The organism is Brucella pseudogrignonensis (assembly GCF_002252525.1).
Taxonomy (GTDB): domain Bacteria; phylum Pseudomonadota; class Alphaproteobacteria; order Rhizobiales; family Rhizobiaceae; genus Brucella; species Brucella pseudogrignonensis.
In genome coordinates this window covers 1-23,272 of record NZ_NNRM01000014.1, presented here as the reverse complement: position 1 = coordinate 23,272, position 23,272 = coordinate 1, and the positions used below count along the sequence as shown (strand labels likewise).

Here is a 23,272-nt window from a genome sequence, read left to right as displayed (position 1 = left end):
AACCTGAAGGCCGCAGGTTCAAATCCTGCCCCCGCAACCAATCCCTACGCTACACTATCCCACAATGGCGGAAAACTGCGATCCTGTACGCTAAACAGCTATGATCGTCGGCGCTAAATCCCCGACATATAACGCATAATTACAGAATCGACAGGTGCAAAGCGGGGCTGGCCGCAGGCGATGACAATGCCGCTTGTCCGATGGATAAGCTACTAGGCAGCCTCTCTCCGGTCTCGATTGTTGGCGGGAACTCAGACTCAGGTCAGAAGGCTTGATGTCCTCACAGCCAAAGCACTGTGTTGTTGCGAAAAGCTGGGGATAGAAAATCTCGGTTCAGGAAATAGCCGGTGTCTTGTTGGGCTGCATGAAGGCAGCTGGCCGCTGGTGTCGGCCATGCCGACCATATCGTGCGTGCCCGCGCTGCCTGCGATAAGGCCTAGGGTCAAAGCGGGCCTGCCCCCGTGCTTATCTAGCTTCCGGTTCCGAGCATAGCGCTTTCGTCCGCTTCTAGCGCGTCAGGGGTCTTTGGTGGTGACTGATGCGGCAAGCAAACGAGAACAGCAGGGCCCCACGAAGTTCCAGATCGCGTCCGTCACCTCGTCAAGCGCCAGTCCTGCAACTTGGATCGACCGGGTATAGTTTCGCCACTGGCTCTGCTTGCCGGTATCCTCGAAGAAGACACTGGTCAGACCCGGTGGTCGCGAAGAGGGGATCGTGGTTCGTCTGCGCTCGAACGTCGCACTGATCGCGGCATCAAGCTCGTCATCCGGAATGCTGACGACCTGGGGAATTGCCCAGAGGTCGAAGTAGTCCTTCATCCGCCCGTTGATTATGCCGAGCGCCACGATCGCTTGAAGTTTCTCGGCAATTACGACCGCTGGAGGGTAGCTGCGAATGCGTGGGGATTCCATGCCGAGGAGGGAAGGGTAGGAGGTCATCTCGGCTCCCGCAAGAGCATCGCCGAACCCGATGTCGATGGTAACCGGTATTCGTGTACGCTCCAGAAGAGCCACCGTGCGAAGCCGCACACCGTTGTATTCCATCTCCTCGCGGATGACCTCCGCCTGTAGTCCGTCGACATCGAAGACGAGCCCGTCATCGTATTGAACTGCCATGATGCCTGCGAAGATCGATTTCAGGGTATCTCCGTCCGCCTGACCGTATCCAAGGAAATCAACGTCGCGGGTTTCGCGGTTGTCTCCGTCCAGCCAGAGCGTGACGAGCATTCCGCCCTTGAGTATGAAGCGATCGGCCTTGTCGGATGCTGACAGCCGAAAGAGCAGTCGCTCGAGGGCATATCGGACCATGACAATTTCGAAAACCCGCCTTTCACGACGGGCAAGGTTGCTGAGCTGCTGCTTTATGGAAGCCGCCCTGTTTCTGATCTCCCTAGCCATTCGAGGTCAGAGCCTCCAGATAGGGTTTCATCTTCCTCCAAGCGCCGTTCACCATGGCGGTTTCGGTTATTGCCGCCGGACTCGCCTTTCGCTGCTGGAGTGTCGCCCGAAGTGCTTCTATCGCGACCGATCGGTCGACTACCTTGCTTCTGAAGACGTCTGCAATCGTCTTGGTCACCGAGAATATGGGGACCGATACACCGGAAATCCGGTGATGTTCGATGCCGTTGGTCATATAGGTGTCTCGGAATTCAATGATCCTGATAAGTGAATCGGCAGGAGCGACAGCCCAGTCCCTTTGACTTACGGCCACCCATATCTCGCGGGGGATCTGGTCTGTCAGTCCATGAAACGCCAATGCCGATACCAGTGCAACCACACCTCTGGGCGCAAGCTTGGCGGCTTCCGCCAAGGCCTGGGACGAGTCCATGTCACCAAGTACATGCTGATACAGGCCCCGGGATATCCGGACCAGTTCCCCGGATTCCACGGCTCTCGATATCGTCGACGGGGTTATTCCAGCAGCGCGCAATTCGTATGCGCGGGCAATGGGGTGTGAGGCAAGGAAGGTGAGCAGACGCTCCTGCTGAGATGTCTCCGGGGCCATTATTGGTACATATCCTGGGTATAACTTCACTTTCTACCCAGGTTTTGTACCACATGTCACGGTACATATCCTGGGTAAAATTTCATTTTGTACCCAGGATATGTACCAGATTCTCCTGATTCATAGAGCGTGGCCGCACTAGAGTACTCTCAAAATTTTCCGTTCCTTCCCTGATCCAGCAGGTGACCTCTTCCAGCGTCAGCGCGAGCCATGGGGAGCGCAGGCCGCATTCCCAGACAGTGCCCACCCGCCAGCCGGATGAGTTCAAGGCATTGCGAACTTCCTGGTCCCGGGCGATGTTGCGTGCGAACTTTGCGGCCCAGAACTCGGGATTCGATGCTGGTGTGGTGCACCAGTGGCAGCCCTCGTGGCGGTGCCAGAAGCAGCCGTGGACAAACACGGCTGCCCGTCTCGACTTGAACACAAGGTCAGGCCGACCGGTTACATCCGGATCGTGGAGACGAAATCGAAGGCCGGCCGCGTGAAGATGACGTCGAAGTGTCAGCTCCGGCTTGGTATTCTTGCCGCGGATGCCAGACATCATCTGCGATCGTTTTTCCGGACTCACTACGTCGACCATGACGTTTTGCCTGTCATTTCCACACGAAGATGATATTCATTGCAAATACTGTCTACAACTCCGAAGTGCGTGATTCTTGCCATCATATTCTGTCGTCGACATCTTTGCAGGGCCGGGGGGGCTCGCGGAAGGCTTTTCGAGCGTTCCCGGCATTGGGGATGAGCATGCCTATCACATCGCCCTTTCTATCGAGAAGGAAAGAGCCGCGCATTCCACTCTGCGTCTAAGAAGCTTCCTGCGCCAGTTCAATGGCGCGCTGCCGGACCAGTACTACGACTTCCTGGCGCGGGGCGGTGATGAGCCGGACTGGGCGACGGAATATCCGCGGGAATGGGCGAAGGCGGGGGATGAGGCCTGGCAGCTGGAACTGGGAGAGGAAGATCCCGAGAAGCGTCTCAACGGACGCATCGACGAGATCCGCGAGCAAAGCGGCGGCAACTCCATCCTGATCGGTGGTCCGCCGTGCCAGGCCTATTCGCTTGTCGGCAGAGCCCGCAATCAGGGGAAGAAGAACTACGTCGCCAGCGCGGACGAGAAACACTTCCTCTACAAGGAGTACATCCGGATCCTCGATCGTCTGCAGCCGGCCGCCTTCGTCATGGAGAACGTCAAAGGTATGCTGTCGTCATCCGTGGATGGCGAGAACCGGATCTTCGATCAGGTCCTTCGCGACCTTCGTGGAGAAAGGCCGGGGGCCACCGAATACCGGCTCGTCGCGCTTGACCCGAGATCCCGCCGCCAGCTGGATTTGTCGGCCTTCGAGCCACGCGCTGCCGATTTCATCGTGCGCGCCGAAGACTTCGGCGTTCCGCAGGCCCGTCATCGGGTCATCGTTGTAGGACTGCGCGCCGATGTCGCGAAAGGTCTGCCGACGGCGGCCCTGGCTGATCTCATGGTGCGGCATACTCTCAAGGCGACTGTTCAGCATGTCCTCGACGGCATGCCGAAGCTGAGAAGCGGGCTGAGCCGTGGTATCGACGGCGATGACGAATGGCGTGCCGTGGTTGAAGATGCCATGGCCCTCGTGGCAGATCTGGACATCGGTCTGACTGAGGACCTGCGGCTGTCCTTCACTGTCCAGGCACGAAAATGCCTCGCCGCCCTGAGGGGAATGAGTCGGCTTCCGGGCCGCGAAGCATGGGGAAACGGGATTTCCGCCGAATGCCCCGCCGAACTGCGGAACTGGCTTGTTGACGAAAGACTTTCCAACCTTCCGAACCACGCGACGCGAAGCCATATGCCGAGCGACCTTGCACGGTATTTCTTTGCGGCGGTATTTGCCCGGGTGGTCGGTCGATCACCCAAGGCAACCGATTTTCCCGAAGAGCTTTCCCCGAATCATGAGAACTGGAAGACTGGCAAGTTTGCAGATCGCTTTCGTGTTCAGATTTCCGGCGGGCCCTCGACGACGGTGACGAGCCATATCTCGAAGGACGGGCACTATTTCATCCATCCGGATCCGCTTCAGTGCCGCAGCCTTTCGGTACGAGAAGCAGCCAGACTTCAGACCTTCCCCGACAACTATTTCTTCAAGGGAAATCGGACGGAGCAGTACATCCAGGTCGGCAACGCGGTCCCCCCCTTGCTCGCCCGCTGGATCGGCGAGGCGCTGTTTTCCATCCTCACAGCGCATGCCAACGCTGCAGACGAACAAATCGGAAGGGCCAGACTGTCGAATGTCGCCTGATCAAGACGTTGCCAGTCCGGGAGCAGGGGAACTCTTCGAGTGCCCGCGAGCCCTGCTTCCAGACTCGGACCGAGCTGGAAAACACAATATGATACGATCGGGGCAGGCGGCGGCGTCGTGAAGAAAAAGGCGAGGACCTTTCCGGCTGCACCCATTGCTGCAACCCTCATCGAGAGTTTGCGGGACATTGGCTACTCTCTCGAAACAGCCCTCGCAGACATCATCGACAATTCGCTCGCAAGCGGTGCCAATCTGATTGACATTCTCGCGGACACCGCTGGCGATGATCCGAAGATTGCCATTCTGGACAATGGGAGTGGCATGTCCCCGGACGAGCTGATCGCAGCGATGCGTCCAGGAAGCAGGAATCCTCTCGAAGAACGTACCGGCACGGATCTCGGAAGGTTTGGTCTGGGACTGAAGACCGCATCGTTTTCGCAATGCAGGCGTCTAACCGTGATCACTGCTAGGGACGGCGTGAGATCTGCAGCGATCTGGGACCTTGATTTCGTGGCGGAGCAGAATGAATGGCTCCTGCAGCTACCTGACCCGAGCGAAGCCCAGCCGTGGGGCGATCAGCTTGGGAGCCAGGGAACCCTGGTGATCTGGGAAGCTCTTGATCGGCTTGCCCCGAAGGGTGAGCGTGGGGATCTGGTCCGGTCACTCGACCTGGCACGCGAACACCTCGAGCTGGTATTCCATCGATACATTTCGGGAGAGCGCGGCCACGCCCGTGTGCGAATGCGGCTCAACAATCGCGAACTCAAAGGCTTTGATCCGTTCGATCAGAGCAATCCAGCGACAATAGTCGGCCCTACGGAGGAATTCCGCTCCGGCCGACACATTGTCACCATCCAGAGCTTCACGCTTCCCCACCACAAGAAGCTTCCTGCGGCGGACTGGGAGCGCAATGCAGGTCGCGCCGGCTACCTCAAGAACCAGGGCTTCTACGTCTACCGGGCACGTCGCCTCATCATTCACGGGACATGGTTCGGCCTCGCGCGGCAGACGGAGCTGACCAAGCTGGCTCGGGTGAAGATCGATATTCCCACGGGCCTGGACGCCGAGTGGAAAATCGACGTCAAGAAGGCATCGGCCCAGCCTCCGTTCAATGTTCGCGAAAGGCTTCGTCGCATCATTGAAACGATCGGCGCGACTTCGAAGCGAATATATACCGCACGCGGCAGGAAGTTGGTGTCTGATGCCCGCCTTCCCGTGTGGAACCGGCACCAGGACAAGAACGAGATTTTCTACAGGCTAAATCCGGAGCATCCGCTGATCTCGGGTTTTGTCGACACTCTCAGCGAGGAGCAGAAGGCAGCATTTGACCGCCTTACAGTCCTCATCGAATCGGCGATCCCGATGGAGAGCCTCTATGCAGACATGGGCAGTGAGCCGGAGAACGTGCGAAACACGGGCATCCCGGACGATACCCTGCGCAGGATCGTTGAATTCACAGCAGAGAATCTGGTCAATTCAGGCACGTCCGCCGAAGAGGTGAGGCTGATGATGCAGGTGATCGAGCCGTTCCGATCGCACTGGGCTGCAACGGAAGACATACTGAACGAAAGATTTGGGGGCAGGGGAGATGACTGAAAACTACGAGAATCTGCGGATGGCGGTCGAGCCGTTCATCGCGAAGGCGGTGCTGCCAACTCCGGAAACAATAAGATCCTGGATCACACAGTTCAGGCTGGTGCCGGACTGCCAGGTCGATGACGCAGACGCGGAAAGGCTGGCTCGCGAGCTCGAAGCCCAGCACGGCGTATCGATGAAGATTGGCTCGGTGCTGGTCGACCGGGAATGGGCGCCGTGGCTCGAGAGCGAAAAGCCGACAATGGACCGCTACTACTGGATGAGATATCGGCGGCTCCTCGTCGAGAAGCGATTTTCAGGGCAGGTCCTGGCGACACTTGACGCGGTGACCGATCGTATCCTCGGCCTGATGGAGAATCCTCGGAAGGAAGGTGAATGGGATCGGCGGGGCATGGTAGTGGGCCACGTCCAGTCCGGGAAGACCGCCAACTACACGGGTCTCATCTGCAAGGCAGCCGATGCAGGTTACAAGCTTATCATTGTCATCGCTGGTATACACAATAACCTGCGCAACCAGACGCAGCTGCGAATTGACGAAGGTTTCGTCGGCAGGGACAGCGCCCGACTCGGGTCAACCAAGGGTGACCGCATCATCGGGGTCGGGCGCTATGACAGTTCACGCCATCCCTGGACATTCACCACATCCGTTCGCGACTTCAACTCGACTGGCGCCGGCCAGGGTGGTGGCAACCTGGACTCGCTTTCAGTACCTGCCGTGTTCGTCATCAAGAAGAACAGCAGTACGCTTGGTATTCTTCTCGAATGGCTGGGAAACTACAATCGCAAGCGTGGCGCCAAGACAATCTCGGCTCCCATGCTCGTCATCGACGACGAAGCCGATAATGCGTCCATCAACATCAAGCATGGGAAAGGCGCTGTCTCCAATATCAACGGGCAGATCCGTTCGCTTCTCAAGCTTTTTGACCGCAGCTGCTATATCGGCTATACCGCAACGCCATTTGCGAACATCTTCATCGATCCGGATACTGCCGACGAGATGAGGGGCGCGGACCTGTTCCCGAGAAACTTCATCGTCAGTCTTGATCCGCCCTCCAACTATTTCGGTGCGAACAGGGTGTTCCTCGACCAGCCCAGGCAGATCATCCGCCACATCGAGGATCACGACGAAATCCTTCCCCTCAAGCATCCCAGGGACACGGCGATCACCGCGCTGCCCGACAGTCTTCTCAAGGCGATAAGAACATTCATTGTCGCGAGGGCAATACGGCTCGTCCGGGGCCAGCAGTCGGCGCACAACTCGATGCTCGTGAATGCATCGCGCTTCACGGACGTTCAGCAGCAGCTTCGGAATGAGATCCACGACACTCTTGAGGCCATCAAGGCAAGTATCAGCGTGAACGGGGCCCAGTCCGAGCGGGACGCCTTGCGAGATCCGGAAATCCGCGCGCTTCACGAGGTCTGGCAGGAGGAGTATTCAATCACGTCGGAGACAGAGTGGAGCGAAGTGCAGGCGGCTCTTCATTCGTCCGCCGCGCCGATCAGTGTCGTCGAGGTCAACAGTCGTTCCGCGGGCAATCTCGCCTATGCCGATCATGAGAGCTCCGGCCTGAATGTCATCGCTGTCGGCGGGTTTTCCCTTTCGCGCGGGCTCACCCTCGAAGGCCTGATCGTCAGCTACTTCCTGCGCAATTCCATGATGTACGACACGCTCATGCAGATGGGCAGGTGGTTCGGCTATCGACCGGGTTATGATGATCTCTGCCGAGTCTGGATGCCTGAAGAGGCGGAAGGATGGTATGCCCATGTCGCGGAGTCAATCGACGAACTCAGAGACGAGCTGCGGCGAATGGAGGCGGCGAACGCTACCCCCGAACAGTTCGGTCTCAAGGTGCGCAGCCACCCCGACACACTGCTCGTCACGGCCAAGAACAAGATGGGCTCTGGAGAACGGCTGGTTGTATCGATCGGTCTTGCCAACAGCTTCGTCGAGACCGCAATTCTCCATCGGACGGCCGACAAGCTGAAACTCAACCTCAAGGCCGCGAAGAATCTCGCAGCGAGCCTAAAGGAACACGGCTATCCGTTGACAGGAGCCGCGACCGTCACAGGCGGTCGGCTGGTGACCGGAGCACCGGTTGCTCCCGTTCTTCAGTTTTTGAAGGAGTTCCAGAACCACGAAGGGGCATTGCTGACAGATGGAGATCCTCTCCAGCGCTATATCCTTGCTCGCGCTGATGACGAGCTCAAGAGCTGGGATATTCTGTTTGCAGGCGTCGAGCGCGGCAACGAGGACACGGTCGACGACAATCTCGGTATCACGCTGAACCGTCAACGCCGAACCGCCGGGAAGCAGAGCACTTCCAAGACTCTGCATATCACCAACAAGCAGCGTGTCGCCTCGAGAGGGGTCGAAGCGACAGGACTTGAGGCAGACGAAATTGCGTCGGCGCGCAGTGATTATCTCGCCACGCTTGAGCAGGACGGAAAGCTGCCCGCAGAGGGCGAGCCGGTAAACTTCCCGGACAAGATCTATCGCGCTGTTCGGCGACGCCCCCTCCTGATCGTTCATCTCCTGAGGATAGATCCGGAATCCGACAAGGTTGCCGACGATCCGCAGCCTGTGGTCGCATACAGCATCAGCTTCCCGAGGACGGCAAGGGAGGAGGACACGGTGGAGTACATCGTCAACACCACCTGGATCAGGGAGCACTTTCGTAACGAGGGCGACGAGGAGGAGATGGCCGGCGATGAGCAGTGATCCATGGAGGACCCTGAGCGTCCCCGTCGGTGCAGAAACAGCCAGCGCCCGGCGCGTCGACGCCGGGGGTCGATGGGATTTCTTCTGGGCGAAGGATGTGGCGGGGAGGTATCTGCTTCTCCTGGAGTATCAAAGCTCGCTTGAGGCTGTCCCGTCGCTACCTCGACTGCATGGGATCGAGGTGGCAATCCAGTCGCACGAGGAAGGGATTGGGGGGCGTCTCCTGATCCGCCTGCTCGACAACTCCCTCAGAGACATATTCCTCGAACTGTGCAACAGCATTCTCGCGTCCACGTCCCAGGCGACCAGCGAGACCGACGCCATCGGTCGGGCGGTGGCGAGAACATGGCGCTGGCATCACCTGCTCCGTGGAGGTTCGTCCGTACTTCTGTCTCCCGAGGAGCAGAAAGGTCTCATTGGCGAACTGATAACACTGGGCAGGCATTTTCTTCCCGTAATGAGCGCGAGCGACGCGCTGCTGGCCTGGATCGGTCCTACGGATGCACCGAAGGATTTCGAGATCGGCCTGACGGCGGTCGAGGTCAAGACGCGACGTGCCGGCGCCGTTTCCACCGTCACTATATCCTCGGAGCACCAGCTGGATGATGCCGGGCTTGAACGGTTGTTTCTTCACGTCGTGCATCTTTCCGAGGCCCAGGCTGCGCATCCGGAAGCCCGAAGCCTGAACGACTACGCCACCGCTATTCGTATCAGGATCGAGAGCCTGGATCAGGGCGCACTGCTTCTGCTCGACGAGCGGCTGCAGGCTGCAGGGTTCCGATGGGAAGACGACTATTCGACATCGCTCTGGGTCGAGGGACAGTTCGAAATCTTTCAGGTTCGTGATGGCTTTCCGCGCCTGACGACAAGTTCCTGTCTTCCGGGGGTTGCGCGCGTGAAATACACGGTAGCGTTGTCGGAATGTCAGGAATATGCTCTACCGGAAGAGTCGATAAGATCAGGTCTCAGCGGGGGGTGAGGGTGTCCGAGGAGCTGGCAGAGTTCAACCACGAGTTTTTCCAGGAAGTGCTAGCATCTGCCGATGCCGAGGGCCAGTTTACGGAAGATGCATTCTTCGACCTCTTCTGCAAGCAGCTGGTCGATGCGGGTGAACTCGACACTGCAGATCGCGCACTCTATCAGTCGTCGCGCGGCATACGTGTCGATGGCTATGCAGGCGATCCGAATTCGAATGAAGGCGAGCTCACGCTCATCATCGTGGACTTTTCTCAGGCTTCGGAGATCAGATCACTTTCGCGCGCGGAGATGGACGCGGCGTTCAAGAGACTGACGAACTTCATTTCCAAGGCGCTCGACCCGACGTTCAGGCAGGGTCTGGAAGAAACCTCGCCAGGCTTCGGTGTGGCCGACATGATCGCGAAGCGCTGGGATACCATTGAGAAGATCAAGCTTGTCCTCATTACCAATCGGCAGCTCAGTAGCAGGGTGGAAGGCAGGGAATCGAACGAACTTCGGGGCATTCCCGTCGCATACTCGGTGTGGGACATCGCACGACTGCACCGTTTCGTTTCTTCCGGACATGGGCGGGAAGAGATCGAGATCGACCTTCGCGAAGACTTCGGTGGCGCAATCCCAGCGCTGCCGGCGCACCTGTCGGAGGCAGGCTACGAGGCCTATCTCCTTGTCATTCCGGGGACGACCCTTGCTGCCATCTACGAGCGCTGGGGCGCCCAGCTTCTCGAGCAGAATGTCCGGGTATTCCTTCAAGCCAGAGGCAGTGTGAACAAGGGAATCAGGACGACAATCGAACGCGACCCGGAAATGTTCTTTGCCTTCAACAACGGGATAACGGCCACCGCCGAGAGCGTGAAGGTCACCCAGGGGGGCGGGACCCTGGCGATTGCCTCCATCAGCAACCTTCAGATCGTCAACGGCGGACAGACCACCGCGTCGATCCATGCTGCGAGCAGAAAGAAGGAGCCGGGCCTCGACAAGGTGTTCGTTCAGATGAAGCTGTCGATTGTCGAGCAGTCGATGGCATCCGACGTGGTCCCGAAAATATCAGAGTTTGCCAACAGTCAGAACAAGGTGAATGCGGCCGACTTCTTCGCAAATCACGCCTTTCATATCCGGTTCCAGGAGTTCTCGCGGCGCATCTTCGCGCCGTCACCGGACGGGACGTTCAGGGAATCGAAATGGTTCTACGAACGGGCCCGGGGCCAGTATCAGGACGCGAGGAACCTGCTGAAGACGGCGCAGAAACGAAAGTTCGATGTCGAGTTTCCGAAGAGCCAGATGATCGACAAGACGGATCTTGCAAAGTTCCTGAACCCCTGGCGAGGCTTTCCCGAAATCGTCAGCAGGGGCTCGCAGAAGAACTTCGTGCATTTTGCAGACAGCATCGGCAAGGAATGGGAAAAGAACTCGGACGCGTTCAACGAGGATTTTTTCCGCCACTCGATAGCCAAGGCGATTATATTCCGTGAAGCAGAGCGACTTGTGACGAAGCAGTCCTGGTATCAGGGCGGGGGCATAAGATCCCGCGTCGTGCCCTATGCCATCGCAAAACTGCAGTTCGATGCTGCCAGGATCGAGGGTGTTGTTGACCTCGACAAGGTCTGGCGACGACAGGGACTATCCGATGTTCTCGAGCGCACCCTCTGCAGCGGGCTGGAAGCCGTACATGGGGTGATCACCGGAGGCCCGGGAGAAATCGCCAACCCGCTTGAGTGGGCCAAGCAGCAGGCGTGCTGGGCGAGGGTCAAGACCCTGCAGGTCTCATGGCCGGAAGACTGGGAGGATACGCTCGTCGGGCGGGACGAACATCGTGCAAATAGACGGAGCGCAGTGCGCGACCAGCGAATGCTGAACGGCATCGAGGCGCAGACCGAGGTTCTCAGGCGTGGCGGCGGTTTCTGGTCCGAGGTCAAGGCGTGGGGTACCCGCCGGAAGGCCTTGTCGCCCGATGAAGCTTCGATCCTCGCTGTTGCCGCAGGAATACCAGGACGGCTTCCGACAGAGCGACAGTGTGCCCGGCTTCTGCAGATACTCCAGCGCCTCGAGGCCGACGGATTTCAAACGTCTGCGCATGCATGAGCGTTGACATGGCTGCAGCATGCCTTCGAATCGTGTCGATATGGACGGTCTGGGCAAGGCAGGAGCTCTCGAGCGGCCTCGCAGAATTCATCGCAACACCCGATGTTCACGCACGTCCTGACGACGTGGGTAAAGGAGACGCGGCCCTCCAGCCGTGGCAGCGGTCGCGTTCCTTCAGCCTGGGAAAATTGGCTGCGAGTGGAAAACCACCCGGCCGCAAGTAGGCGATGCACGGAGAGAAGATCATTGCCGAAGCGCGATCGCTTAGGTTCGGAGGATCAGGCATAGTTGATAGCGCTAGTGCGTCAGCCCGGCTCTTACAGAAATAAGGATGAACAAGATGGAGATCGGTGCCGAGGACAGTGCCAGAACGCTTGAGGTCGATTTCGGCGAAGAATTCGAAATGAATATTCGGACGCTTGATGCAAATGCCTACGACCGGATTGTCGTCTACGTCCCGCTCCCTTCGTTCGGGTCAACCCAGTCCTATCGCGACATCTGCGGAGACCTCCTCGATGCGTCGTGGGCCATCGAGCGCATGGCCACATATGCGAAATTCGTCAAAACAGAAGTCCCACCCGGAGATCACCGTTGCATCCGAACAGTTCTCACGGGGCCAGGGCCGGGGATATTCGAAGCCATCGCCGACTGCGCGCTTTTGATCAGCGATTTCGATGAAGATTTCACAGACGATACAAAGCTAGAGGAACTACAGAACCTTCGCGGTCAGGTGCATGACTACGAGGACAACCTGGAATCCTATATTCACCGAGCGCCGGATATCATCGACTGGTATTTCGTGAACCTCCACGTAGCGAACGAGGAGCTGCGATCCGAAGCACCGGAAGCATGGAGCAATCAGATGGCGCGTTTCCCAGAGCGTCGCCTTGGCTTGCATCGCAGCGGCTTCAGCGGTGCAATAGGCGGAAACTGCTATGCTTCGCGGGCTGGGTGGCTTGTCCCTCTCGCGGTAGGCCCTGACCAATTCTTTCTGGCGACGGATCAGAAATATCGTCTGAACGACTTCCTGCCTGCCGGTTTCCTAATCATTGACGGCGAGGCGTTCGTGCATCATGAGGGCCTCCTGATCCGCTTTCCATCAGATTGCTATTTCAAATCTCAGGTCTGCGCAGGGCTCGTGACTCAGGACGACGAGTATGTCGAACGCTGGTCGTCAGACCCATTTAGAGCACTTCGTTCACCGGCGGCTACAACAACCGCGCCCATAGGCATCTCGACTTCGGACGCTGTAGAGGGCGTTCCAGCGCTAGCAGAAGGCTGTTATCTACACCAGACTGGCACACTTGTTTTCGTCAATGATGGCCACTTCCTCCACTTTCTCTACGACATCCGGCCGGCGCAGTTGCAGACGGCAAAGGCGCTTCGCGAGGCTTCGGCCCAGGTGACAGAGGAGCTCTCCACCGCTACCGACGCCGCGCCGTCTTTTTATTGTGATTGGAAGAGCTTGGACGACGAGGCCTTTGAAGAGCTTTCCTACCAGCTCATCTTCGACAACCCGAAGTTTAATTCCGACACAATCCGGAAGCTTGGTAAATCGCGGTCAAGGGATGGTGGCCGCGACATTGTCGTGCACGAGGCTACAGTAGGCCCTTGGGTGGAGCCGAGGAAGTGGATTTTTCAGTGCAAGCTTGTCACCAACGGTTCATCCCTTGGATCCACGCGACTCACGGATGTCGGCGACATGCTTGAGCAGTACGGCGCTCAGGGATTCGGCGTGATCACATCAGCCCAGATGGACGCCACACTCTACGACAAGCTCGACGCGATCTGCGGGAAGCGCCGGGTTGAGCAGTACCACCTGTCAGTCTTGGAACTTGAACGGGCGCTGGGGCGTAATCGCCGCGTCAGACAGAAGTTCTTCCCCGGTTCATAGAAGGCAGGCCCACGCGTCGGGGGCTGTCGGTCCCGGTTTCCGGCTTTTTGCCGGCACTATGTTAAACCTCTTGCGGCAACCCTCTTAACCGGTCTTGTGGGAGGCGAACGGCTTTTGCGGTTCCCGCTACAGCTGGTATGCCCGTTTTCTTTAAGGATAATTCGTCACAGACATTCCAAAGCCTATCACCGCATGAAACTGCGGAATTTTGATCACTGCTGGCGAGTTCGCTGCAATCGTACCGACAGGTTGATCTGCATAGGATGCCGTGTTTTGATTTGGGCAGATTGGTGAGAGAGCCAAAGGCCGTCATCTATAAAATTCGTGCACCCGCGCGCTTGGAGTCGAATGGATAATTCGAGGTTAATTGCGGAACAGAAGCTGTCCGCATTGCTTGCCAAAATCGAAGCAAGCGAAATGGCTCTTATGGAGCAAATTGCTGGGACTGAACGGCCGGTTCTGCTGGACGTCATCCGAGCTATTGATTCCATTGGCTATTTGAGAGCTTTCGCGCCGAACCATAGAGTGTCTGATCTCCCGGGCTACCTCGACATCTGCTGGCTGGGTGCCAATCGGGCGCTTTCGCTATTTCTCCCTGGCGGAATGGTCGGTCCCGGTGCGGCTTGGGCACCTACAAGTAACGACCGGTCGCGGTGGGCGAGTTCTTTGCTTTATCGTTCAGGTCTCGTTTCTCACCTAAAACGATTGGTCGATTTTCTGCGATATGGCTTGGCCAGGCTCGAACTTAGTAAAAGTGGGGCCATACGTTTTGTGATCACAGCAGCTGATTTTGAAGCTATCGATCGCAATGCCATCATCTGGTTTACTCAACACATCAAGAAAGCGGACCGTCCATTTCTGAACGCATTAGAGGCGGATCAAGGAGAATGGGTCACTAGGGAACTGGAAGCTCGCGTGCAGAGGGACGCCACCTTCGGCATCCGGTACTCCTCGTCTAGGGAACTCGAGGAATATTTCGAAACTTACGCCGAGCTCCGCGCTCGCGGCCTGCCGGGCAACGACAGCCTGCCCGATGATTGCAGGATTGGCCCCCTTTCATTCGGCCAATATCGCACTGCGATCGTGACAGGAATGGCGCGTTGTCTGAAACATACCGCATTTGTCGATACGCTTCTGGTGCGACATAATCCGCCCGCAGCTAGGGATATCCTTACAATCTTTGCGTTTGATCACGAACTGAGGGAGCAATGGGGCGGATTGCTTAACTTGAAAGACGACGAGGCAGATATCATGCTTGAAGTGCTGGGCATCTCACCGTCCGATTCCACCCACCTGAAATTGATCCCCGATTGTCCGCAAGCATTGCTAATCAGGGGAGGCGACCAATGCTGGCACAAACCGGTATTCGGCGGCCTCAATAATCCCTTCCCATGGGTGAATCGCAAACTTCAGAGGATGTTTCGCTCCGACTGGGACAGAGCCGTCAATCTGCGGGAGGCGGTGTTCCGTGACGATCTGCGGGCGCTTTTTCCGGAACCTCGCTTCTTTATGCCTTCAAAGCCGCGTCGCTTGCGGGAGGGAGGGCGTGTCTTGACCGATATTGACGCAGCGATCTTTGATCGGCAGACAGGAACTCTGGCTGTTTTTCAGATAAAATGGCAGGATTCGTTCGAGAACTCATTGACCGAACGGGCAAGCCGCCAGAGCAACCTGGTCAAGGAAGGCAATGCTTGGATTGAGGTCGTTTCCAACTATTGCGCGGGACTTGGCGGCGACGAACGCGCCCTGCAACTCGGTTTACCGAATGATATGGCTGCGAGCGCGAAGGCGATGTGCCTCTTCGTGCTCACCCGCAATGGCGCAAAGTTTTCGGGCGGTGAACCTCAAGACAGTCGCGCAGCGTGGTTTTCTTGGTTTGATCTTCTCAAGCGCTGCCACAGCTTGAGCCCAGGCAAAGACCCGCTACTGGAGCTTTGGAAAAGCGGACGAAAGACCCGCCCTCCGCGCGGACGTCGGGAAGTTCAGCGTTTCGAACTAGACGGTGTGAGGATCGAGTCGGTTGTTGTGAATTAAGACGGGTGGCGCGCTGCTGATCCAGTTCGTGTTGTAGAACACGACCGCCATCTACAAGGACGGCTCGTCTAGGTGACATAGGAATTGCCCGGACCTGACCGGATCAATTTTGTCCGCTTCTCCGAGAGCCCATTGCTCCCAAGCTGCCAGCCTTGCCTCGCCAATCTCAGCGGAGCCTTTCGTGATTGCCACACGCACACTCTCGACGAGGGCGCGGATATCTTGTGCTCGACGCAGCAGGTCGCCGGATATCTTTAGATTATCTAGTCGTTGCTGGTTCAACTTTTGGAGCTGCTCTTGCCGCTGCCTCTCTTTTTCCTGACGAGCCAGTTCTGCCTTCTGTTCAGCTTCTTTCAGGCTTTCTCTAAATTTTGCTTCTCCCGCCACGATGAGTTCCGCCGCGATGATTGGGATCTTGTCTTCAAGTCGACCTTCGTCATCATCCTGCCAGCTTTTCGAAACTCGGCCATCAAAATCTGGGGCGAGGCTTAGCGCTAAGGTTGTCGACGCCGGCAGATCAGGGGACGGTCTTTCATACCCATTTCGGCGTATTTTCTTGTACTTCCCGACGATAGCCAGATTCAGACCAAGATAGGTGTCCCCGATGATTGCTCGGGCATGGAGTTCCTGGTTATTTTCTTGTGCGTCACCATCATGACCACGCTTGCTGAGCGCGAGAAACAGACCATTCAATATCCGAAGGCACCGTTTCGAGAGCGGTGAATCAAATATTGGCCGATCCCAGTCCCAGTTGCTTTTCGAAAACTTTTCTTGTCTGCGGGCTTCCTGCCTCAGAATATGTGCGATTCCTCTGTGGGGAACGCCAATGGTTTTCGGCGCCACAACGCGGCCGATAGCCTTCACTTCTTGGGCGAAGAGGTCATCCAGATTTTCAGGAACGGTAGCCGAGGCAAATGGACCCGCAGACGCCATAGCTTGGGCAATGGAGACAACCTTAGCATAGCGGGAGTCCACCTTCACACGTCCCATTTCGCCAGGGCGCCTGGGACGGGGACTTGGGCGAGGGGGGAGCGGTTTTCCGGCATGCACTTTGTTCCAGTAGCCTTGTGGTGGCACAGGAACACCATAGTTGGTCAGCTGCTTCCGCAGCCCAACATCCGAAATATCAAGCTTTCCGGCGAGATCGCGCATTGGGGCCGACCATGCAAATGCAATCAACTCTTCTGGCAGAACGAGAATATCGTTCCAGTTACCGTATCGCGTAGACATCCATAATCTCACTTCTTGAAATGTAGATGATCTCTCATGTTAGTGCAGCTCGCTGCGTGGCCTCAATGCGACTTGGACCTCAACCGTTGGCACGTCGAGCAGCGGGCGAGGCAGCGAACCAGGCGCCCCTCTCGCTCGTTTGACAAGCTCCGCATAGGGATCGCCAACGCGGAGTGCGAGCGCGTCGTAGGTAAGCCAATCTGCAAGTGAGCGGGAGGCTACGGCAACCACATCTCGAGAGAGTGTTGTCCCCGATCCTCTGTGTTCGGACAGATCGGCAACCAAATGGGTGGGGATCACCGGAACACCGCGACCGCCAGCCGGTGGCCCATGGAAGAAATACACGCTTGCGGGCGTCTGCTCTTGCAGGTGAACCCGCTGGTCGCGGTCAATCTTGAACGAGTCAGACCAAGCCGGCTGCTTACGGGCCTTCTTGTTTCGGTAGAGGCGTTTGGCTTGAACAAGCGTCACGCGCCGTCCGAGTGACGTGCCATCGATCATCGGGTCCACGATCAGGCACAAATCTGCTGAGAAGCTTTTCACCTTCCTGATGCCTTTTGCACCTTCTTCGGCACGATCAACGTTGCGGTACTCCATGGTAACCGAGGCGCGATGCGGTGCGGCGGCAGCGCGAGCCAAAGCCTCAAGTGCCTGATCAAGATCGGAGAAGCGGAGTGCAAGCTCTCGGAATAGCGAGGAAAGTAGTCGATCCTCACCCTCGTCGCCGTGGTTTGCATATTCCTCAGCATATTTTGCCTCCACGCGTGCGATCGTCTGCTCAATCAGACGTTCCACCGCGCGGTCGCCGAGCCAGGTGCGCGCAGGCTCGGCGGCAGATGCGACGCCGCTGTCAAGCGTGACCACAGCTTGCAGGAGACTCCCGCCGGCCGGAAGGGCTCCCGTCCCAAGTTGTTTGCCAAATTTTGCCGCTCTTACCGCACGGGTCGCGTGCTGGACGACGCGGACAGGATGTCGTTCGAGTTCGAGAAGAGCGGAGCGATCTTCGGGCTGGGCAAGAGCGACAGCGGCAAACTGGGCAAGATCGGCTGCTCGACCGTCAGCGGACCATAGTAACGCCTCGATGACCGCCTGCCGCAGTTGCGGATTGTGCCCAATCGCCGCCCGCAGATTGTCGACGAATGCGGCTCGGGTTTCTGCTGGACGATTAAGCAGACCGCGGTCGTGCCATCCTACGCCTTGACCAAAAAGTTCAAGCAATAAACTGGCTACATCGCGCACTTTGGCCATCGCCTCGATTGCCTGCGCCATCTCTAGGCGATGGTGGATAGTCTCCTGAGAGTATTTCGAACGATCGCCCTCTCGCTCAAACGTCGCATGTGGACCAGCATAGTCCGGCCGCACATGCAGGATCGCTTGTAACGAAACCCAAGCGGTCCAACCCATACCGCGACCAAGCGCACAGAACAAAGATGTTGCCAGAGCGAGGTCGTCCCTGTCGCGGTTACCGCGTTCGACAAGTGCCGCAACTAGTGCTCGTGCCACCGAAATCGCGTTTGGTGCGAGTTCGTCTAGGACTCTCTCGAGTTGAAATGCGTAGTGTTGTCGCGTCGCAATGGAAGCCGCGAGCCGGTTGAAAAGGGCAGCTTCGGACCGGAGTTTGGGAAACGCGCTGAAAACAGATGAGGATTGATAACTCTCTAACGCCCAATCGACAAGCGACTCGACGAAATATGGCCAACGTCGCTCGACATGGGCCGTTACCCGGGTGCGGATAGTGTCGATATGCATTCCATTTCGGCAGAATGCCTCGATAAGATCGAGCAATTTCATGACGACCGTGGCATCCACGTGAGGATCGGCCGCCGAATTTGCTAATGCAGCCGTTGCCGCAATAACCTCGTCCACGCTCGGTCCTTGATCCTCATCGATTTCGATAGGTCGACGTGGCGTTGGACCCCCACGTTCAGGGACGAGGCGCGCGATCACTGCTCGAAGCATGTCGAGTTCTATGGATATGCTTTGGGCGTCATTACTCCTATCTGCAATCATATTTGGCCATCGTTCTCATAGGAATACTCGCGGAACTACAGGCGAAGGCTTGGCAACCGGTAACACGTTGGCCTTCATTTCTTTGTTCCTTCAGGATTGCACAATCCTCGCGAGCGAAACAGGTCCATCGCGCCCATCAGGACAATATTGGCATTGGTGAAGTTGCCAAGCTGGTCCTTCACGCGATAGCTCCATTTCTCGCCATGCAGGAGATTGTTGCGCAAGCGATAGATAATGATCAGGAGGGCAGCAAGTGCTTCAGCGTTTCCTGCGTCCGTTCCGCACAATACGTTCTCGACGTCGATACGGCCGCTATTCTTGCCTTGAAAACGCAGGCCATCGAAGTAATGGGTCGCCTTGCCATCCGCGAAGTAGCGGGCCTTGAAGTATTCGAGCGCGCCGTTGAACGGTTGCAATTCCAAGATCGATATGGTTGCCGCCTCGGCGACTTTCGCTTTAATCTCGCCCACGCTGGCGTTGTTTTCGAGGACCCATTCCTCGAAGAAGCTCCATAGCAGGCAAAACTCATTGATTGCCGCTACTTCTGGTAGCGTGAGATCAGAGTATCCGTGGGCGTTGGCCTTCAGCCATTGCTGGGCAACTGACATGTTCTCTACTCCAAACGCAATTCAAGGTCGCCTAGCACCTGCAGTATCTCAGGGAAGAACAGAACCCGTCAATGATGATCACATTACGCTGAAGATCAAGGCACGGAATTTTCAGTGAATTCCCATGAGCTGGCAGGAGACGACGGTTCGATATGGTTCAAGAGCAGTATTTATTTCATAGGCTGCGGATGTTCGATTGGCGGTGTCAGAGCGTGGACGTTGAGGCATCGGCCCCTTTCGCGTGGTGCAGTTAGTGCATCTTCTTCCTGCTTTCCTCTGGATAATATGACTCGCAGCTTCTCTCTCGCCTTGGTTGCTGGCAAGGGGCGTTCCCCTTTTGAAATGCCAGGAATGCCAATGCCGAACGTTGCCCTCTATGCCCGATACTCCTCCGATCTTCAGAGTCCGCAGTCGATTGACGATCAATTCAACCTTTGCCGCCAGTTCGCAGAACGTCAGGGTTGGAAGGTCGCCGGGTACTATCGCGACGATGCCATCTCGGGCGCCAGTATCCGCGGCCGGGAGGGAATTACCCGATTGCTGGATGATGCGCGGGCAGGGCGGTTCGACACCTTGTGTGCCGAGGCACTCGACCGAATTTCTCGTGATCAGGAGGACATGGCTCATATATACAAGGCGCTTCAATTTCGGGGAATTGCGCTGCATACGGTGGCCGAAGGACTAACCGACGAGATGCATATCGGCCTTAAGGGCACGATGAATGCGCTGTTCCTCAGGGATCTGGCCGAGAAGACCAGACGAGGCCAACGCGGACGGATCGAGAAAGGCCGTTCAGGCGGAGGTCTCGCCTACGGCTATGACGTATCCAGTGATGGTGAAGACGGTGCCGGAGGCCGCTGCATAAACGAGCGGCAGGCGATTATCATCCGTCGCATCTTTGCAGCTTTTGCCAGGGGAGAGACGCCCAATGCCATTGCGACGGCGCTGAACCGGGAGACTATTCAGGGGCCGGGCGGGCATTCCTGGGGCGCCACCACCATTCGTGGGCACCGGGCGAGGGGTACCGGTATCCTCAACAATGCCCTTTATCGCGGGGAGCTCGTCTGGAATCGCCAGCGTTTCATCAAGGATCCAATCACTGGAAAGCGTCAGGTACGCCTAAATCCGGAGACGGAATGGGTCATAAAGGATGTTCCCCATCTGCGGATTATCGACGAAGTCTTATGGCAGGCAGTCAAGGACCGGCAACAGGGGGCGGAACGGCGTCATGGAGGTGTTCGTGACGGTGTCTGGAAATCCAGAGAGGCCCGGGTTCTTGGCCTCAAGATGGCTCCCTCAAACCTCTATCGTCTCCTGACGTGTGCGCAATGTAGTGGCGAGTTCTGTAACGTGGGCAGGGATCGCTACGGCTGTGCGGAGCATTACCGACGAAAGACCTGCGGTAACGGCAAGACGGTCCAACGAAGAGTGATGGAGGCAGCGGTCAGAGATATTCTTGCCGAGATTGCCATGTTGATCACCCATCATGCCGACGCGTTGACCGACGACGAGCAGGTGAACGCCGATGAGCAGAGCCGCCAGATGCAAAGGGACCGACAACAACTTGAGAAGATTGACCGACGACTTCAGGGACTGATGTCCGCCATCGAGGACGGACTATATACGCCAGCCTTGAAGACGCGCTTCCAGCAGCTCGAGGATCAAGCCGAAAGCCTGCGAGCGAGATTACAGGTAAGCGCAAGGATGTTGATGCCTGCAAAACGGGAAGCAGGACGGAAGTGGAACGAACTGCAAACTTTGATTGCCAGATTGCAGGCGAGCGACACGGAGTATGATGTCCTGCAGTTCAAGCGGATGGTCGGAACGATCAACGTCATTCCCGGAACGGCTCGCAGAACTTCCAGGTTCTCGCCGGCGTGGCAGCCATTGAATAAAACCATGAAATAATAATAGCTGTCCGCCAACTTTTGTTTCGCAACTCAATTGTTTCCAGCATCTATTTCAATTTTCCCAGCTGCTCGTTCGTTCTCGTTAGTGAAACATACCGCCCATAGCCTGCGGCGTCGTGCGCATAGGGCCGCGACATTTCAGGAGAACGATAATGACGCAACAGCAATCAATACCGCTGGCCGGAAGCATTCGTACATGGCTTAACGACGGTTCTGCGATGCCGCCCTGGGTTTGCGATCGAATAACGGAAGACAAGTCACCCAACGGATCTTTCCTGATTCCGACACCTCTCGGCACAACTCGCGTTCACGCTGGCCATGTTGTCATCGAACATGGTGGCAAGTTGTGGTGCCGCGAACCGGAGGAAGTTCCTGAACTTCTGGCGGGTTCACTGCCGAAATCGTTCCGGAAATCACGGCTATCGGCCCAGGGAAATCCGCTCAGTTTGGCACGAAAAGTAAAGCCGGTTCTGGGGGGAAGCGCGGAAGCGAACGGAAGATAGCCTTTGGCACGCCGCGTGGTACCATGCCAAGTATCGAGTGGGTGCATGTTACCGAACTGACGGTCGACAGTTCTTATCAGCGATCTATCGACAACGACGGATCGCGCCGCCTTATCGCTAGCATCGCCGCAAACTTCGATTGGCGGCTTTGTGCGCCTCTGGTGGTATCGCGGCGGCCTGACGGTTCAAGGGTAATCATCGACGGACAGCATCGTTGGGCTGCAGCCGTGCGCCGGGGAGATTTGCTGCAGTTGCCTTGCTGCCTTTTCACCTATGGCAGTCCAGAAGATGAGGCACGCATGTTCATTGTTGCGAACAGAGCGCGCAAGGCGATGAACCGTATGGATGACTTCCACGCGGCCCTTGCTGCCGGCGATGAGGATGCTCTGGATATTCGACGGCTGGTGTCTGAGGCAGGATTGGCTATCGCCCGAAGCACTTCGTCAACTGCATGGAAGCAGGAGATGTCACTTTTACGTCTTCGATTGCCACCGCGCTTCGCAGACATGGTGACGCAGTCGTTTCGGCTGCTCTGACCTGCATGGCTGAAGCATATAAGGGTGAACCACTTACACACGGTGCTTCGATCTTCGGTGCGCTCGTGCGTATCTATGCCAATCCCCCCGAGGGCTTTGATCCCGACGAACTCGTACCAACACTGAGGCGATTCCCCATGGCAGAATTGAGCGAGATGGTTCGGGATCAAAAGGGAGGTGATGCCCGCGCGTTCGCATTGTCAAAAGCCGTCATCAAAGCGTTGAATAGAGCAGATGCATGACCGTTTAATAATCATCTGCCGCGCTCAATGGGGAGCGCGGCAGACTGCACTTCAGGTATACAGGCTATTGTGCTTTCTAGAAATCAGAGTGGTAGTCAGGCCTTTCTGGCGTGCTGCAGAAGGGCGAACGTCATAATCGCAATCCGGTGCATCGTTTGGAAGAGAAAACAAACATCATAACTATACGGCTTTCGGAAGCGGACGCCGCAGTGCTCAAACGTGCAGCCGACCAATGCGGTCAGTCGCTGACGGAGTTTGCACATACCTCCATTTTACGATTCGCAGACGCCGTGATAAATGGGCGTTTGATTGCCATGACTCCAGAAGGGTTTTCGGATTTTTGCTTGGGCTTATCTGAACCGGGTGCCCCGGTTCCAGAAATGGTCGAACTGATAAATCGGCCAGTGCCTTGGGAAAGAGGACAGACTGCCGATAAGTGATTGACTTCACTGGTTGCTCGCCCCCTGGTTTGAAGGCGAGGTAGCTATGCCCATGTTGCAAAAAGTTCGCCTTGCGGGATGACGATATCTCTGGAAGCCATTGTTAAATAATCTGAAATTGCGCGATTTAAACCTGCAACCATCTTTACTTGCTTGGAGCGCAAGTAAAGATGAAAGCTCGCCCCCGCAACCAATATCTCCAAAAAAATAAACCAAATCTTA

General features: G+C 57.0%; 18 protein-coding genes and 1 pseudogene. 12 read left to right on the top strand and 7 right to left on the bottom strand.

The window, feature by feature from the left end:
* Positions 1-515: 515 nt before the first annotated feature.
* The 4 genes and pseudogenes from CEV34_RS05265 to CEV34_RS05255 all read right to left on the bottom strand — a co-directional run bounded on the left by CEV34_RS05265 (position 516) and on the right by CEV34_RS05255 (position 2,584).
* The gene (locus tag CEV34_RS05265; RefSeq protein WP_007878158.1) at positions 516-1,397 is read right to left on the bottom strand and encodes a nucleotidyl transferase AbiEii/AbiGii toxin family protein; all 882 of its coding nucleotides are present in this window, start codon (positions 1,395-1,397) and stop codon (positions 516-518) included.
* Positions 1,390-1,827 (bottom strand): type IV toxin-antitoxin system AbiEi family antitoxin domain-containing protein, encoded by a 438-nt coding sequence (locus CEV34_RS05260; protein WP_235819013.1) that lies wholly within the window; start codon positions 1,825-1,827, stop codon positions 1,390-1,392. The genes CEV34_RS05265 and CEV34_RS05260 overlap by 8 nt, the downstream gene beginning before the upstream one ends.
* A 27-nt stretch (positions 1,828-1,854) precedes the next feature.
* Positions 1,855-2,004: pseudogene (locus tag CEV34_RS27275) on the bottom strand (type IV toxin-antitoxin system AbiEi family antitoxin domain-containing protein); the annotation flags it as partial.
* 82 nt (positions 2,005-2,086) lie between these two features.
* Entirely contained in the window at positions 2,087-2,584 is a 498-nt protein-coding gene (locus tag CEV34_RS05255) for a very short patch repair endonuclease (protein ID WP_039860526.1), read from the bottom strand.
* Between the two features lie 76 nt (positions 2,585-2,660).
* Here CEV34_RS05255 and CEV34_RS05250 point away from each other — a divergent pair, with 76 nt between their 5' ends.
* The 7 genes from CEV34_RS05250 to CEV34_RS05215 all read left to right on the top strand — a co-directional run bounded on the left by CEV34_RS05250 (position 2,661) and on the right by CEV34_RS05215 (position 15,571).
* On the top strand, positions 2,661-4,271 hold the full coding sequence (locus tag CEV34_RS05250) for a DNA cytosine methyltransferase (RefSeq protein ID WP_094543341.1): 1,611 nt from the start codon (positions 2,661-2,663) through the stop codon (positions 4,269-4,271).
* Positions 4,272-4,388: 117 nt separating this feature from the next.
* Positions 4,389-5,867 carry an ATP-binding protein gene (locus tag CEV34_RS05245; RefSeq protein WP_039860530.1) on the top strand — a complete coding sequence of 493 codons (1,479 nt, stop codon included), beginning with the start codon at positions 4,389-4,391 and terminating at the stop codon, positions 5,865-5,867.
* Positions 5,860-8,586 (top strand): Z1 domain-containing protein, encoded by a 2,727-nt coding sequence (locus CEV34_RS05240; protein WP_007878180.1) that lies wholly within the window; start codon positions 5,860-5,862, stop codon positions 8,584-8,586. The genes CEV34_RS05245 and CEV34_RS05240 overlap by 8 nt, the downstream gene beginning before the upstream one ends.
* Positions 8,576-9,565, top strand: a complete 990-nt coding sequence (locus tag CEV34_RS05235) for a PD-(D/E)XK motif protein (protein ID WP_007878181.1) — start codon at positions 8,576-8,578, stop codon at positions 9,563-9,565. The genes CEV34_RS05240 and CEV34_RS05235 overlap by 11 nt, the downstream gene beginning before the upstream one ends.
* 2 nt (positions 9,566-9,567) lie before the next feature.
* Positions 9,568-11,643, top strand: a complete 2,076-nt coding sequence (locus CEV34_RS05230; RefSeq protein ID WP_007878183.1) for an AIPR family protein — start codon at positions 9,568-9,570, stop codon at positions 11,641-11,643.
* Positions 11,644-11,974: 331 nt separating this feature from the next.
* Positions 11,975-13,537 (top strand): restriction endonuclease, encoded by a 1,563-nt coding sequence (locus CEV34_RS05220; RefSeq protein ID WP_143853309.1) that lies wholly within the window; start codon positions 11,975-11,977, stop codon positions 13,535-13,537.
* A gap of 348 nt (positions 13,538-13,885) precedes the next feature.
* Positions 13,886-15,571 carry a hypothetical protein gene (locus tag CEV34_RS05215; protein WP_007878188.1) on the top strand — a complete coding sequence of 562 codons (1,686 nt, stop codon included), beginning with the start codon at positions 13,886-13,888 and terminating at the stop codon, positions 15,569-15,571.
* Between the two features lie 51 nt (positions 15,572-15,622).
* Here CEV34_RS05215 and CEV34_RS05210 read toward each other — a convergent pair whose 3' ends face one another.
* The 3 genes from CEV34_RS05210 to CEV34_RS05200 all read right to left on the bottom strand — a co-directional run bounded on the left by CEV34_RS05210 (position 15,623) and on the right by CEV34_RS05200 (position 19,419).
* Positions 15,623-16,801: a hypothetical protein gene (locus tag CEV34_RS05210; protein ID WP_007878191.1), complete on the bottom strand. Its 1,179-nt coding sequence runs from the start codon at positions 16,799-16,801 to the stop codon at positions 15,623-15,625.
* 39 nt (positions 16,802-16,840) lie between these two features.
* Entirely contained in the window at positions 16,841-18,760 is a 1,920-nt protein-coding gene (locus tag CEV34_RS05205; protein WP_039860528.1) for a hypothetical protein, read from the bottom strand.
* Positions 18,761-18,885: 125 nt separating this feature from the next.
* The gene (locus CEV34_RS05200) at positions 18,886-19,419 is read right to left on the bottom strand and encodes a hypothetical protein (protein WP_007878195.1); all 534 of its coding nucleotides are present in this window, start codon (positions 19,417-19,419) and stop codon (positions 18,886-18,888) included.
* Between the two features lie 357 nt (positions 19,420-19,776).
* Between CEV34_RS05200 and CEV34_RS05195 the strand changes: the two genes are divergently transcribed.
* The 5 genes from CEV34_RS05195 (at position 19,777) to CEV34_RS05175 (ending at position 23,050) form a co-directional block, all read left to right on the top strand.
* Positions 19,777-21,327 (top strand): recombinase family protein, encoded by a 1,551-nt coding sequence (locus CEV34_RS05195; RefSeq protein ID WP_039860533.1) that lies wholly within the window; start codon positions 19,777-19,779, stop codon positions 21,325-21,327.
* Positions 21,328-21,481: 154 nt separating this feature from the next.
* Positions 21,482-21,832, top strand: coding sequence for a hypothetical protein (locus tag CEV34_RS05190; RefSeq protein WP_007878198.1), 351 nt, complete (start codon positions 21,482-21,484; stop codon positions 21,830-21,832).
* Positions 21,833-21,855: 23 nt separating this feature from the next.
* On the top strand, positions 21,856-22,368 hold the full coding sequence (locus CEV34_RS27270) for a ParB N-terminal domain-containing protein (protein WP_235819012.1): 513 nt from the start codon (positions 21,856-21,858) through the stop codon (positions 22,366-22,368).
* A gap of 5 nt (positions 22,369-22,373) precedes the next feature.
* A complete protein-coding gene (locus tag CEV34_RS27265; RefSeq protein ID WP_007878205.1) occupies positions 22,374-22,610 on the top strand; it encodes a hypothetical protein in 237 nt (78 codons plus the stop codon).
* A 110-nt stretch (positions 22,611-22,720) separates the two neighbouring features.
* Positions 22,721-23,050, top strand: coding sequence for a type II toxin-antitoxin system TacA family antitoxin (locus CEV34_RS05175; protein WP_007878206.1), 330 nt, complete (start codon positions 22,721-22,723; stop codon positions 23,048-23,050).
* Positions 23,051-23,272: the final 222 nt, after the last annotated feature.